Origin of the sequence: Bradyrhizobium sp. AZCC 1693 (genome assembly GCF_036924745.1) — a bacterium.
In the GTDB taxonomy this organism is placed as follows: Bacteria; Pseudomonadota; Alphaproteobacteria; order Rhizobiales; family Xanthobacteraceae; genus Bradyrhizobium.
Window position 1 is genome coordinate 1,303,233 of sequence record NZ_JAZHSD010000001.1, and the last position, 12,928, is coordinate 1,316,160.

Below are 12,928 nucleotides of genomic sequence, written 5' to 3' on the forward strand. Positions count from 1 at the left end.
GTTGGCGATCGGCACCCTCGCCTATGTGACGACAGTCTATCTCGTCGAATACGTCATCGGGTTTTTCTAGCTGCAGGCTACGTCGCCGCGTCCGCCGGCCGCGTCTGGCGCAGCAGCCTTGCGCAGACAAAGCCGAGCGCGATCATGATGGCGGCTGCGGTAAGCAAGGTCGGGACCTTGCCGGCATGCTGGATGCCGAAACCGTAGGCGATCGGGCCGATGGTCTGGCCCATGAAGAAAAAGAACGCGTGCAGCGACAGCGCGGTCGCGCGCGCTTCCCCCGACAATTCGCTGGCGAATACCTGCAGGCTGCCGTGGATCATGTAGAACCCCCAGCCCATGAACATCAGGCTGAGCGTTTGCAGCTTCCATTCCGGCCCCATCGCCACCGCGATGAGTTGCACGCCAACCAGCGCCGCGCCGCCGATCATCATGCCGTTGACGCCGATCCTCGGCAGAAGCCGCGACACTGTCATGGTGTAGAACAGCCCGCCGACGGCGAAGCCCGCGATGACGATGCCGGCGATCGACAGCGAGGTTTCGCCGAACTCGAACAGGAAGGCCGCGATGAAGGGAAACAGGCCGAGCACGCAGCAGCCTTCGATGAACACGGCCCCATAGCAGATGCGCGCATTCGGATTCGTGAAAATCGTGCGATAGCCTTTCAGGAGGACTGACAGACTCGTGCGCGGCGGACGCGTCAGCGCGGCACCGCGAAACCCGGCGGCCACCGCGAGCGAAGCCAACACGACAAGCACGCCGAGCACGGCGAGCACGCCGCGCCAGCCGAGAACGTCTCCGATCAGGCCGGACGCGGAAGCCCCGAGCAGATTGCCGGTCATCGCGCCCGCCAGCGTGCGACCGATCGCGACCTGGCGTTTTTCCGGGCCGACGAGATCGCTGGTCAGGCTGAGTGAGACCGGGAATACGCCGCCGGAGCCGATGCCGGCGAGAATCCGGCTTGCAAACAGCAGCGGGAACGAGGTTGCCATCGCGCCGAGAATGTTGGCAAGCCCGAGCAGCACCAGGCACACGATCATCAGCCGGGCCTTGCCGAACATGTCGGCCATGGCGCCAAGCACAGGCTGGATGATGGCAAAGGTGAAGGCGAAGACGGCGGCGAAGCTGGCGGCGGTGGCGATGCTGACGGAAAAATCCTCGGCCACGTGCGGCAGCACCGGATCCAGCGCGCGGGCGGACAGGGCTGCCGAAAAGGTCGCGAGTGCAATGATATTGAGCGCCGGCGGCATGGCGCTGGTGGCGCTCACGGCGCAGCGTGCTTGGCAAGTGCGTCGAACGCCATCAGCCTCTTCACCAACGCTTCGAACTCGCGCAGCGGCACCATGTTGGGCCCGTCCGACGGCGCGCGATCGGGATCGGGATGGGTCTCGATGAACACGCCGGCGACGCCGACCGCGACCGCCGCCCGCGCCAGCACGGGAACGAATTCGCGCTGGCCCCCGGATGAAGTGCCCTTCCCGCCCGGCTGCTGCACCGAATGGGTGGCGTCGAAAATAACGGGCGCGCCGGTGGTTTGCGCCATGATCGGCAGCGCGCGCATGTCGGAGACAAGCGTGTTGTAGCCGAACGAGGCGCCGCGTTCGGTCACCAGCACATTTGGATTGCCGCCGCCGGTGACCTTGGTGACGACGTTCGCCATTTCCCATGGCGCGAGGAACTGGCCCTTCTTGACGTTGACGACCTTGCCGGTCGCCGCCGCTGCCAGCAGCAGATCCGTCTGCCGGCACAGGAAGGCCGGAATCTGCAACACGTCGACCGCCTGTGCGGCTTCCGCGCATTGCGAGGGCTCGTGCACGTCGGTCAGCACGGGCAAACCGAGCGAAGAGCGGATCTCGGCGAAGATTGGCAAGGCCTGCGCCAGGCCAATGCCGCGACCGGCTGAGCCTGAGGTGCGGTTGGCCTTGTCGAAGGAGGTCTTGTAGACGAGGCCAATCTTAAGGCGGCCCGCGATCTCCTTCAGCGCGGTCGCCACTTCAAGGGCGTGCGCACGGCTCTCAAGTGCGCAAGGGCCGGCAATGATCGAAATCGGCAAGGTATTGCCGAATTTGACCGGGCCGACCGAGACGACCGGGGCTGCATCGAGTTTCGCGTTCAAGGGATTTTCCTTCGTATCTGACGCGGACCATGCCGGTCCGCGACCTCAGGATCAACCCCGTTTAACCCCAAAATATCAGGGTTGCGCCGGCGGCTATTTTACCGCGGAGAACGCCGTCGGCACCAGCAGCTGGCTGACGATGTTGTCGATGATCTGGCCGTCCTCCTCGCTCTTGGCGCGGCCGGCGATCCAATCCGGATCGGACTGGAATGCGGTCCATTTCTTCTCGCGATCGGCAAGCGAGTCCCAGGCGACGAAATAGGTCAGTTCCTGATTGGAGGTGCCGATCAGCGTGGTGTAGAAGCCGGCCTGCTTGATGCCGTGCTTGTCCCATAGTTTCAGCGTCAGCGTATCGAACCGCTTCATCAGCGCCGGCAGACGGCCCGGCAGACAGCGATAGACGCGCATTTCCATGATCATCGGTGGCACTCCCTTTATTGTTTTTGCAGTTCAGGGAGCGGTTTGTCGCAACAATTGGCGCATTCGTCAAAGGTGCAGGCAAAGGCGCGCTCTTCGCGCCGTGTCTCGAATGTTGGGCACGCTTCCGCCTTCGCTCGTTGAGCTACGGCGGACAAGTCGCTTTGCCCACTCTACGATTCTCGCAGCCTCAGGAAAACCGCTGCCATGCGGCTTGCCGGGAGACGCCGAGCGCTTTGCCGATCGCCTCCCACGTCACATCGCGTTTGCGCAGGGCGTCGACGTGGCTGTTGAGCATCTCGCCGGCGCTATCGGCGATCGCCGCCGTTCGCCCGAGGAGACCGATCAGGTCCTCGTCGGGATATTGATCCCAGTCGGTGCTCTGCACCGGTACCGGTCCGCCGCCCAGACACTGGTTGCAGACCGCGACGCATTCGTCGCAAATGAAGACGGTGGGCCCAGCGATCAGGGCTTTCACGCTCGCGGAATCCTTACCGCAGAACGAGCAGTACAAGGACTGCTGCGACGCTTTTTCAGCCCGCTTCACCGCCATGGCGCTAGCCCCTCCTGTCAAGGAAGGCTTGACAATACTCGGGCGGGAACCCTTGTCAAGGAACCCTTGACAACTACACCAACCGGCTCTGCACCACCGCCGCCTGAATGAACGATGCAAACAGCGGATGCGGTTCGAACGGCCGCGACTTCAGCTCGGGGTGGAATTGCACGCCGATGAACCAGGGATGGTCCTCGTATTCGACGATCTCCGGCAGCACGCCGTCGGGCGACAGGCCTGAGAAGCGCAGCCCGTGCTGTTCGAGCCGGTCCTTGTAAGCGGTGTTGACTTCGTAGCGGTGGCGATGACGTTCCGAAATCTCGGTCGCGCCGCCATAGACTGCCGATACCCGGCTGCCGCGTTTCAGCGTTGCGGGATACGCGCCGAGGCGCATGGTGCCACCGAGGTCGCCCGACTTCGACCGCTTCTCCAGCTCGTTGCCGCGCAGCCATTCCGTCATCAGGCCGACCAGCGGCTCCCTGGTCGGGCCGAATTCGGTGGAGTTCGCTTCCTCGATGCCGACGAGATTGCGCGCGGCCTCGATGACCGCCATCTGCATGCCGAAGCAGATGCCGAAATACGGCACGTCGCGCACGCGGGCGAACTGCGCCGCGCGGATCTTGCCTTCGGCACCGCGCTGGCCGAAGCCGCCGGGCACCAGGATGCCGTTGACGTGTTCGAGGAACGGCGCGGGATCTTCGTTCTCGAACACCTCGCTCTCGATCCAGTCGAGATTGACCTTCACCTTGTTGGCGATGCCGCCATGGGAGAGCGCCTCGATCAGCGATTTGTAGGCGTCCTTCATGCCGGTGTACTTGCCGACGATGGCAATGGTCACCGCGCCTTCGGGGTTGCGCACGCGCTCGTTGATGACGTTCCAGCTCTGCAGCGCCGGCGGAATTTTCGGCGTGATGCCGAATGCAGCCAGCACCTCGTCGTCGAGACCGGCGGCGTGATAGGCCTCAGGGACCGCGTAGATGTTGTCGACATCCCTCGCCTCGATCACGGCGCTTTCGCGCACGTTGCAGAACAGGCCGAGCTTGCGCCGCTCTTCCTTCGGGATTTCGCGGTCGGTACGGCACAGCAAAATATCCGGCTGGATGCCGATCGAGCGCAGTTCCTTCACCGAGTGCTGGGTCGGCTTGGTCTTCAGTTCGCCGGCGCTTGGAATGAACGGCAGCAGCGTCAAATGAATATAGACGGCGTGATCCCGCGGCAGTTCGTTCTTGAGCTGACGGATCGCCTCGAAGAACGGCAGGCCCTCGATGTCACCGACGGTGCCGCCGATCTCGACCAGCACGAAATCATATTCGTCATTGCCGGAAAGAACGAATTCCTTGATCGCGTTGGTGACGTGGGGAACGACTTGAATCGTCGCGCCGAGATAATCGCCGCGGCGTTCCTTGGTGATGATGTCCTGATAGATGCGCCCGGTGGTGATGTTGTCGGCCTTGGTGGCCGGCCGCCCGGTGAAGCGCTCGTAATGGCCGAGATCGAGATCGGTCTCGGCGCCGTCATCGGTCACGAACACTTCGCCGTGCTGATACGGCGACATCGTTCCGGGATCGAGGTTGAGATAGGGGTCGAGTTTGCGGAGACGGACCTTGTACCCGCGAGCCTGCAGCAGGGCACCGAGTGCCGCCGAAGCCAAACCCTTTCCGAGCGAAGAAACCACGCCGCCGGTGATGAATATGTACCGCGCCATGGGACTCAACCTTTAAGGCCACTGGCCCGATTCGCCAAAACGAATCGCATGCACGGGCGAACATTCTGCCGGGCTGTGGGTGACGAGAATTTTAAAGCGATATCAGAGCATTGATGGGAAGTTCTGATGCAGGACGGTAGAGGCCGTCCTGCATAGCCACCCTGCTTTATTGCGAACGCGGGGCCTGCGGGCCCGACTGGCCCTGCTGTTCATCCACCTTCTTGAGCGTATCGAGCACGCCGCCGGAGGTCGGCGGAGCGACCGGCGTGGCGCCACCCGGCTGGGATTGCGTCGCCGGCGCGGTGCCGAGGATCGAGGCCGGCTTGCGGTCGACGCCGGCGAGCCAGGCCAGCGCCATGCTGGTCAGGAAGAAAATCCCTGCCAGGATCGCCGTAGTCCGCGTCAAGAGATTGGCGGTGCCGCGGCTCGACATGAAGCCGGCGCCGCCGCCCATGCCGAGGCCGCCGCCTTCGGATTTCTGCAGCAACACGGTGCCAATCAGCACCGAGACGATCATGAGGTGAACAACGATAATGACGGTCTGCATCTTAAAAACCTTCCGTCACAAGCTGACAGCGCCGGGCTTCGGCTGCACCAAGAGCTTGCGGGTTTTCCTGAAGTTGCGCGGTGTTACACGATCGGACGGGGCATTGTCACCCCCAACCGCAGCCCCGGAGATAATTGCCGCAGGGGCGATGGCAAGGCTGTCCCCAGCTCCCGACCGACTTCGAATCCAGAGGCTTGAGGTTGCGCCAATTTCTCTTATAATAGACATATGGATACTATAATAGACGATCTCAGCGCCCGGCTCGCCCACCGCCTGCGGCTCGAGCGCGACAGCCGCGGCTGGTCCCTGGCCGATCTCGCCGAGCGCTCCGGGGTTTCCAAGGCCACCATCAGCAAGATCGAGCGCGCCGAGGTCAGCCCGACCGCAGTCGTGCTGGTTCGGCTCGCCAGCGCCTTCGACCTCACCCTCGCCGGCCTGATGCTGCGCGCCGAAAGCCAGCAAGGGCGTCTTTCGCGCTACGCGGAACAGCCGGTGTGGCGCGATCCCGAAACCGGCTATCTGCGCCGCCAGGTGTTCGTCCGGCCCGATCATCCCATCGAAATCATCAGGGTCGAAATGCCGGCAAAGCAGCGCGTGACGCTACCGACGTCATCCTACGCCCATATCCGCCAGGCCCTATGGGTGCTGTCGGGCGCGCTCGTGATCATTGAAGGCGGCGAACGCCACGAACTCGGCACCGGCGACTGCCTCGGATTCGGTCCGCCGGCGGAAGTGACCTTCGCCAACGAAACCAATTCGCCCTGCACCTACGTCGTTGCCCTTGCCCGGAGCTAGCCTTCGATGTCGGAGATCGAAATCAGGAGCTCTCCGGCTGACCCGACGAGCCCGGCAAACGCCGCTCCCACCGGCCACAATGGCGGCCCGCCGCTCGACGAAGAGCATCGGCCCGAATGGGGCGACGGGGGAATCGGAAACTACTTTTATTGGAAGGCGGCGCATCGCGCGGCCTGGAAGAACCCCTCGCCCGGCATCGTCGCGTTTCGCATCAGGAAGGCCGAGCGGCTTGGGCTCACCTACGAAGAATACACATTGGAAATTCTCGAACGCGGCCGTCACCTGCAGATCGAGGATGTCGAACGGATTGCAGAGATCAAGCAGCGGCGGGCCGCCCATGCGGCTACCGATCGGAACAACCCGGAAGGCCACTTCATTCGCCCGGAGCCATTATTGATGCCGGATATCCAGATCAGAGCATTGCAATCCTCGCCCGATACCTGCGCGATGCTCAGTGAAATGTTGGTCGAAGCCGTCGCAAATGGCGGATCGGTCAGCTTCATGCACCCCCTTCCATTGCAGGAGGCCAAAGCATTTTGGCGCGACTCGCTTGGCTCGGCCGACCGCGGCGAGCGGATCGTTCTGGGCGCCTTTGATGGCGCAGAGCTGATCGGGACCGTAACCCTCCTGCTCAAGCTCTCGCAGAACCAACCGCATCGCGCCGAGATCGCTAAAATGCTGACACGCCTCAGTCACCGTCACCGCGGCGTCGCCACGGCGCTGCTACGCGAAGCCGAACGAGCGGCGATCAAGCACGGGCGCTGGCTACTGGTGCTCGACACCGCCGAAGACGAGGGCGCAGCCGGACTCTACGAGCGGGTGGGATTTAAGCTCGCCGGATTGATCCCGGATTACGCCTTCAAGCCTTACGGTGGGCTCACGGGCACGCTGATCTACTGGAAGCGATTGCAGGCAGGCGTACCCGTTTGAGCTAGCACGCCTCCGCAATCGCCAGAAAATCCACAGCCTTCAGGCTGGCGCCGCCGACCAGCGCGCCGTTGACGTCGGCGACCGCCATCAATTCCGCCGCGTTGGAGGGTTTCACCGAGCCGCCGTAGAGAATCCGGATCTTGCCACCTTCAGCCTTAAATCGGCTGGTGAGAACACCGCGGATAAAGCGGTGAACTTGCTCGACATCTCCAGGCGTCGGCGTCAACCCGGTGCCGATCGCCCAGACCGGCTCATAGGCCACCACCAGATTGGCCGCCGTCGCGCCGTCCGGTAGCGAACCCGCAAGCTGGCTGCCGCAGACATCCAGCGTCTGGCCGGCATCGCGCTGCTTCTGGGTCTCGCCGATGCAGACGATGGCCGATAGCCCCGCCCGCCAGGCCGCTTCCGCCTTCTGCCGGACCACCGCGTCGGTCTCGCCATGGTCGGCACGCCGCTCCGAATGCCCGACGATAATGGCGCTGGCGCCGGCATCCGCCAGCATTTCCGCCGCGAGATCGCCGGTATGAGCGCCCGACGCCTTGGCGTGGCAATCCTGGGCGCCGATGGCCAGCTTTGAGCCGAGCGCCTTGTCGGCGAAACCCGCGATCAGGGTTGCCGGGGGGCAAACCAGCAGGTCGGCCTTGCCGGCCAGCGCGCCTGCTCCCGCGATCATGGCCTCGAACTCGACCAGGGAGGATTTCAGTCCGTTCATCTTCCAGTTGCCGGCGATCAGCGGCCGGATGGCGTCGGTCATGTCAATTATCCCGCAAATGTCAGCGTTGCAGATGCGCTAGCAGAGGCGCGCCGCCAGTTCCAGATACCGGTTGGGCGGTCCCCAAGCCGTTAACCGCTTCAAATGGCCCACGCTGCCGAGGTTGCGAGGGGGGCCTTGCCACTTTATGATGCGTTTTCAACTCGGTGACGCCCTGTTGCGGAAGTCGATCCTGAACGGAATCGAATTTTCTTAAGGGCACGAGCCGGTTCCCCTCTCCTGCAAAAACAAGTTGGACCTATGCTTCGAGGAATTCGGAAAGCCTCATCAAACTGGCTCGGCAAGGCTGTGATGGCCGTTGTGATGGGCGTTTTGATTGTCAGTTTCGCAGTTTGGGGCATTGCCGACATCTTCAAGGGGTTCGGCCAGTCGTCGCTCGCCAAGATCGGCAAGACCGAGATTTCGACCGAGCAATTCCGCCAGATCTATACCGAAAAGCTGCAGCAGCTCGGCCGCAGTTTCGGCCGCCCGCTGACCTCTGAACAGGCCCGCGCCTTCGGGCTCGATCGGCAGGTGCTGCAACAGACCATCGCCGAAGCCGCGCTGGACGAGGAAGCCCGGCGCATGGGGCTCGCCCAGTCCCAGGAAGAAACCATGCGGCTGATCTACAGCGATCCCAATTTCAGGGGGTTGGGCGGCAAGTTCGACCCGCAGCGCTTCCAGGCCACGATCCGCCAGTTCGGCTACACCGAACAACGCTATCTCGCCGAACAGCGGCGCGTCGGGCTGCGGCGTCAGATCGCCGGCGCCGTCTCGGCCGGGATCGAGCCGCCGAAGGTCTTGATCGACGCCATGACCCGTTTCCAGAACGAGCAGCGCTCGATCGAGTACGTCAAACTCGACGCCGCGCAGGCCGGCACGATCGACCCGCCCTCGCCCGAGGCGCTGGCGGCCTATTTCGAGGACCGCAAGGCCCAGTTCCGCGCACCCGAATATCGCAAATTGTCCTTTGTCGTGATCAGTCCCGAAGAGATCGGCAAATGGACCGAGGTCACCGACGAGGATGCGAAGAAGATCTTCGAGCAGCGTCGCGACCAGATCGGCACGCCGGAAAAGCGCGAAGTGTCGCAGATGTTTTTTCCGAACGAAGGCGAAGCGCTGGCCGCGCGCGGCCGCATCACGTCGGGAACATCGTTCGACGACGTCGCCAAGGAGCGCAATCTCAACCTGGCCGACGTCGACCTCGGCATGATCGCAAAGAACGCAATCATCGATCCCGCGATTGCGGATGCAGCGTTCGCGCTGCCATCGGGCGAAATCAGCCAGCCCTTGCAGGGGCGCTTTGGCGTGGCGCTGGTCAAGATCGGCAAGATCGAGCCCGGCACGACGCCCAGTTTTGAAAGCGTCGCCGCCCAGGTGAAGAAGGAGATCGCGACCGAACGCGCGCGCGCCAAGGTCAGTGAAATCCAGAACAAGATGGAAGACGAGCGCTCTGGCGGCGCCAATGTGGTCGAGGCCTCGCAGAAGCTCGGCCTGACCGCGATCACGATCGACGCCGTCGATCGTTCCGGCCGCACGCCCGACGGCCAGCCGGTGGCCAACATTCCGCGCGGCCTCGATGTGGTCTCGCAGGCCTTCAACAGCGACGTCGGCGTCGACAACGAACCGATCCAGTTTGCCGGCGGCTATGTCTGGTACGACGTGCTCGGCGTCACGCCCTCGCGCGAGCGCCCGCTCGACGAGGTCCGCAGCCAGGTCGAGGCGAAATGGCGCGAAGACCAGATTTCCAGCAAGCTGCGCACGAAGGCAACCGAGATGGTGCAGAAGGTCGAGCAAGGCGGCACGCTCGCGGCCGAAGCGGCTGCGGTCGGCTCGAAGGTCGAGACCGCGACCGGCTTCCGCCGCGACGCCTCGCTCTCGGGCGTCCCTTCGGCCGCGATCACGGCCGCATTCCGGACCGCCAAGGACGGCGTCGGGCAGACGCCGGGCGCCGGCGGCAGCGAGTGGATCGTGTTCCGCGTCACCGACGTGACCGTGCCGCCGGTCGACGCCGCCTCCGATGAGCTGAAGAAACTGAAGGACGTGTTGCAGCGCGGCCTGACCGACGAACAGGTGGCGCAATACGTGACGAAGATCGAATCCGAGATCGGTACCTCCATCAACCAGGCCGCCTTCGCGCAGGTGACGGGCGCTAACAACTGAGCATGATCGGCCGGGACTGCCGGCATGCTTCAAGAAGACACCCAATCCTGAAAGCCCAAGCGATGGACGACCTCAAATCTATCATCGGAAAAGTCGCCACCGGCGCGACGCTGTCGCGTGAAGAGGCGTCCTCCGCCTTCGACAGCATGATGTCCGGCGAGGCCACGCCCTCGCAGATGGGCGGGCTGTTGATGGCGCTGCGGGTGCGCGGCGAAACCGTCGACGAGATCACCGGCGCGGTGTCGGCAATGCGCGGCAAGATGCTGCGGGTCAACGCGCCCGCGGACGCCGTCGACGTGGTCGGCACCGGCGGCGACGGTTCCGGTTCGGTCAACGTCTCGACCTGCGCGGCCTTCATTGTTGCGGGCGCCGGCGTGCCCGTCGCCAAGCATGGCAACCGCGCGCTGTCGTCGCGCTCGGGCGCGGCCGACGTGCTGGCTTCGCTCGGCGTCAAGATCGATCTGACACCCGATCAGGTCGGCCGCTGCGTGGCCGAGGCCGGCATCGGCTTCATGTTCGCGCCTGCGCATCATCCGGCCATGAAGAACGTCGGCCCGACCCGGGTCGAGCTCGCCACCCGCACGATCTTCAATTTGCTCGGACCGCTCTCCAATCCGGCCGGCGTGAAGCGGCAGATGGTCGGTGTGTTCTCGCGGCACTGGGTGCAGCCCTTGGCGCAGGTGCTGAAAAATCTCGGCTCCGAATCTGTGTGGGTCGTGCACGGCTCCGACGGGCTCGATGAAATCACCCTCACCGGGCCAAGTTTCGTCGCCAGCCTCGACAACGGCAAGATCACCACTTTCGAGGTGACGCCGGAGGACGCGGGCCTTACCTGTTGCAGTGGCGACGCGCTCAAGGGTGGCGATGCCGATGCCAACGCGGTGGCGCTGCAAAACGTGCTCAACGGCAAGCCCAGCCCCTATCGCGACGTCGCGCTGTTGAACGGCGCGGCAGCGTTGATCGTGGCCGGCCGCGCCAAGGATCTGAAGGAAGGCGTCGCGATCGGCGCCAAATCGCTCGACAGCGGCGCGGCGGCGGCCCGGCTGAAACACCTGATCGCGGTCTCACGCGGCTGATCCGAGGGGCGGTAAGAGATGTCCGATATCCTGACCAAGATCGAGGCCTACAAGCGCGAGGAAATCGCCGCGGCCAAGCGGGCGCATCCGTTGTCCGAGGTCGAAACCCGCGCCAGGGCGGCATCGCCGCCGCGCGGTTTTCAGCGCGCGATCCGCGACAAGCTTTCGCGCGGCGACTATGCGCTGATCGCGGAAGTGAAGAAGGCATCGCCCTCGAAGGGACTGATCCGCGCCGATTTCGATCCTCCGGCGCTTGCCAAGGCCTATGAGGCCGGCGGCGCGGCCTGCCTGTCGATCCTGACCGACGCGCCCTCGTTCCAGGGCCACCTCGACTACATGGTCGCGGCGCGCGCGGCGACCAACTTGCCGGTGCTGCGCAAGGATTTCCTGTTCGACACCTATCAGGTGCTGGAAGCGCGTGCCCATAACGCGGACTGCATCCTGATCATCATGGCCGCGCTCGACGACGCCATCGCCAGGGATCTGGAGGACACGGCCATTGCGTTTGGCATGGACGTGCTGATCGAGATCCACGACCGCGCCGAGCTCGATCGCGCGCTGAAACTTCGCTCGCCGATGATCGGCGTCAACAATCGCAACTTGCGGACCTTCGAGACCACGCTGGCGACCAGCGAGGCGCTGGCGCCGCTGATTCCGAAAGACCGCCTGATGGTCGGCGAAAGCGGCATATTTGCGCCTGAGGACCTGGCGCGGCTCGAGCGCGTCGGCATGTCGACCTTCCTGGTCGGCGAAAGCCTGATGCGGCAGGCCGACGTGACGGCCGCGACCCGCGCGCTGCTGACGCGCGCCGATAGCCCGCGCGCGACCGGGACCGGCTGAGAGATGGCCGGCAAGGCATCCAAAGACAGGGCTTCCAAAGGCGGCTCCGCCCTCACCCATATCGATGCGTCGGGCGAAGCGCGGATGGTCGACGTCTCGGCCAAGGCGGCGACCGAGCGCACGGCCGTTGCCGAGGGGCGCGTGGTCATGGCCAAGGCGACGCTTGATTTGATTGTCTCCGGCAACGCCAAGAAGGGTGACGTGCTGGGCGCGGCCCGCATCGCCGGCATCATGGCGGCCAAGCGCACATCGGAACTGATCCCGTTGTGCCACCCGCTGGCGCTGTCGAAGGTCACCCTCGACATCACGCCCGACAAAAAACTGCCCGGCTGCATCGTCCGCGCCACCGTCAAGGTCACCGGCCCTACGGGGGTCGAGATGGAAGCGCTGACGGCGGTGTCGGTCGCCTGCCTCACGATCTACGACATGATCAAGGCGGTCGAGCGCGGCGTTCGTATCGAAGGCATCCATCTCATCGAGAAGATCGGCGGCAAATCCGGCCATTATCGCGCTGAGCCTTGAGTCCGGCGACCGCGTTGCCGTCGTCACGCTTGTGTGACCGGCGCGGCGAGGAATGCGCTCCGAGCGCGCGGGGTTGTTTCCTTCAGGACCTTCACAAGGAGGAAACCGATGTCGATCTACGGGCTTGTTGGCGCGGTGGTTGCGTTGGCCGTGATCTCGGCGCCTGCCATGACTCCTGCAACGGCACAGCAGGTGATTTACGAGCCCGGCTATTGCGCATTCTTCTATCCGAACGCCAATTGCCAGAACATAGGTCCGGGCAATCCCTATACCGACCCGCGGCGGTTCAACCAGGGCTACGTGACGCCGGACGGCTCCCCAGCGGCGCGGATCATCGTGAAGAAGCACGCGCATAGATCCCGGACGTCCATGCAGTGACGACAGCGCCGGTTTCGTAAAGCCTGCAGCTCTCGCAACCTCTGCAACCGATCGGCGGACCGTCAACATCCGTTCGCCCGATTTTTGCGGTCACGCCAAGCCGGTTCCATCGTCGAACGGCGCTCCCCTGTGATT

13 protein-coding genes and 1 pseudogene are annotated in these 12,928 nt (G+C 64.1%); 7 read left to right on the forward strand and 7 right to left on the reverse strand.

Features of this window, described 5'->3' with window-relative positions; translation table 11 throughout:
- Positions 1-77: 77 nt before the first annotated feature.
- From V1293_RS06475 to secG, 6 genes and pseudogenes are all read right to left on the reverse strand, one after another.
- Complete coding sequence (locus V1293_RS06475) at positions 78-1,250, reverse strand: MFS transporter (protein WP_334516641.1); 1,173 nt, start codon at positions 1,248-1,250, stop codon at positions 78-80.
- A gap of 14 nt (positions 1,251-1,264) precedes the next feature.
- Positions 1,265-2,116 carry a 3-deoxy-8-phosphooctulonate synthase gene (gene kdsA / locus V1293_RS06480; RefSeq protein WP_334507735.1) on the reverse strand — a complete coding sequence of 284 codons (852 nt, stop codon included), beginning with the start codon at positions 2,114-2,116 and terminating at the stop codon, positions 1,265-1,267.
- A gap of 93 nt (positions 2,117-2,209) precedes the next feature.
- Positions 2,210-2,536, reverse strand: a complete 327-nt coding sequence (locus V1293_RS06485) for an NIPSNAP family protein (RefSeq protein ID WP_057834587.1) — start codon at positions 2,534-2,536, stop codon at positions 2,210-2,212.
- Between the two features lie 415 nt (positions 2,537-2,951).
- Positions 2,952-3,086 (reverse strand): annotated as a pseudogene (locus V1293_RS06490) (ClpX C4-type zinc finger protein); the annotation flags it as partial.
- Between the two features lie 73 nt (positions 3,087-3,159).
- A complete protein-coding gene (locus tag V1293_RS06495) occupies positions 3,160-4,791 on the reverse strand; it encodes a CTP synthase (protein ID WP_334507737.1) in 1,632 nt (543 codons plus the stop codon).
- Between the two features lie 166 nt (positions 4,792-4,957).
- A complete protein-coding gene (gene secG / locus V1293_RS06500) occupies positions 4,958-5,338 on the reverse strand; it encodes a preprotein translocase subunit SecG (RefSeq protein WP_334507739.1) in 381 nt (126 codons plus the stop codon).
- 228 nt (positions 5,339-5,566) lie between these two features.
- On the opposite strand from secG, the gene V1293_RS06505 reads away from it, so the two are divergent.
- Both V1293_RS06505 and V1293_RS06510 read left to right on the forward strand, forming a co-directional pair.
- Positions 5,567-6,133: a helix-turn-helix domain-containing protein gene (locus V1293_RS06505; RefSeq protein ID WP_334507741.1), complete on the forward strand. Its 567-nt coding sequence runs from the start codon at positions 5,567-5,569 to the stop codon at positions 6,131-6,133.
- A 396-nt stretch (positions 6,134-6,529) separates the two neighbouring features.
- Positions 6,530-7,063 (forward strand): GNAT family N-acetyltransferase, encoded by a 534-nt coding sequence (locus V1293_RS06510; RefSeq protein WP_334516642.1) that lies wholly within the window; start codon positions 6,530-6,532, stop codon positions 7,061-7,063.
- Position 7,064: 1 nt separating this feature from the next.
- Here the strand turns inward: V1293_RS06510 and tpiA are convergent, their stop codons facing one another.
- Positions 7,065-7,817 carry a triose-phosphate isomerase gene (tpiA, locus tag V1293_RS06515; RefSeq protein WP_334507743.1) on the reverse strand — a complete coding sequence of 251 codons (753 nt, stop codon included), beginning with the start codon at positions 7,815-7,817 and terminating at the stop codon, positions 7,065-7,067.
- A 258-nt stretch (positions 7,818-8,075) separates the two neighbouring features.
- Between tpiA and V1293_RS06520 the strand changes: the two genes are divergently transcribed.
- The 5 genes from V1293_RS06520 (at position 8,076) to V1293_RS06540 (ending at position 12,793) form a co-directional block, all read left to right on the forward strand.
- Positions 8,076-9,977, forward strand: coding sequence for a peptidylprolyl isomerase (locus V1293_RS06520; RefSeq protein ID WP_334507745.1), 1,902 nt, complete (start codon positions 8,076-8,078; stop codon positions 9,975-9,977).
- A 62-nt stretch (positions 9,978-10,039) separates the two neighbouring features.
- A complete protein-coding gene (gene trpD, locus V1293_RS06525; RefSeq protein WP_334507747.1) occupies positions 10,040-11,053 on the forward strand; it encodes an anthranilate phosphoribosyltransferase in 1,014 nt (337 codons plus the stop codon).
- A gap of 18 nt (positions 11,054-11,071) precedes the next feature.
- The gene (gene trpC / locus V1293_RS06530; protein ID WP_334507749.1) at positions 11,072-11,893 is read left to right on the forward strand and encodes an indole-3-glycerol phosphate synthase TrpC; all 822 of its coding nucleotides are present in this window, start codon (positions 11,072-11,074) and stop codon (positions 11,891-11,893) included.
- 3 nt (positions 11,894-11,896) lie between these two features.
- Entirely contained in the window at positions 11,897-12,415 is a 519-nt protein-coding gene (gene moaC, locus V1293_RS06535) for a cyclic pyranopterin monophosphate synthase MoaC (protein WP_334507751.1), read from the forward strand.
- 108 nt (positions 12,416-12,523) lie between these two features.
- Positions 12,524-12,793 carry a hypothetical protein gene (locus V1293_RS06540; protein WP_334507753.1) on the forward strand — a complete coding sequence of 90 codons (270 nt, stop codon included), beginning with the start codon at positions 12,524-12,526 and terminating at the stop codon, positions 12,791-12,793.
- Positions 12,794-12,928: the final 135 nt, after the last annotated feature.

Bases quoted from the DNA above. Each gene is read 5' to 3' on its own strand.
- V1293_RS06505 (WP_334507741.1), top strand. From the start codon at position 5,567: ATGGATACTATAATAGACGATCTCAGCGCCCGGCTCGCCCACCGCCTG.
- trpD (WP_334507747.1), top strand. From the start codon at position 10,040: ATGGACGACCTCAAATCTATCATCGGAAAAGTCGCCACCGGCGCGACG.
- V1293_RS06475 (WP_334516641.1), bottom strand. From the start codon at position 1,250: ATGCCGCCGGCGCTCAATATCATTGCACTCGCGACCTTTTCGGCAGCC.
- tpiA (WP_334507743.1), bottom strand. From the start codon at position 7,817: ATGACCGACGCCATCCGGCCGCTGATCGCCGGCAACTGGAAGATGAAC.
- secG (WP_334507739.1), bottom strand. From the start codon at position 5,338: ATGCAGACCGTCATTATCGTTGTTCACCTCATGATCGTCTCGGTGCTG.
- moaC (WP_334507751.1), top strand. From the start codon at position 11,897: ATGGCCGGCAAGGCATCCAAAGACAGGGCTTCCAAAGGCGGCTCCGCC.
- V1293_RS06495 (WP_334507737.1), bottom strand. From the start codon at position 4,791: ATGGCGCGGTACATATTCATCACCGGCGGCGTGGTTTCTTCGCTCGGA.
- trpC (WP_334507749.1), top strand. From the start codon at position 11,072: ATGTCCGATATCCTGACCAAGATCGAGGCCTACAAGCGCGAGGAAATC.
- V1293_RS06510 (WP_334516642.1), top strand. From the start codon at position 6,530: ATGCCGGATATCCAGATCAGAGCATTGCAATCCTCGCCCGATACCTGC.
- V1293_RS06540 (WP_334507753.1), top strand. From the start codon at position 12,524: ATGTCGATCTACGGGCTTGTTGGCGCGGTGGTTGCGTTGGCCGTGATC.
- V1293_RS06485 (WP_057834587.1), bottom strand. From the start codon at position 2,536: ATGATCATGGAAATGCGCGTCTATCGCTGTCTGCCGGGCCGTCTGCCG.
- V1293_RS06520 (WP_334507745.1), top strand. From the start codon at position 8,076: ATGCTTCGAGGAATTCGGAAAGCCTCATCAAACTGGCTCGGCAAGGCT.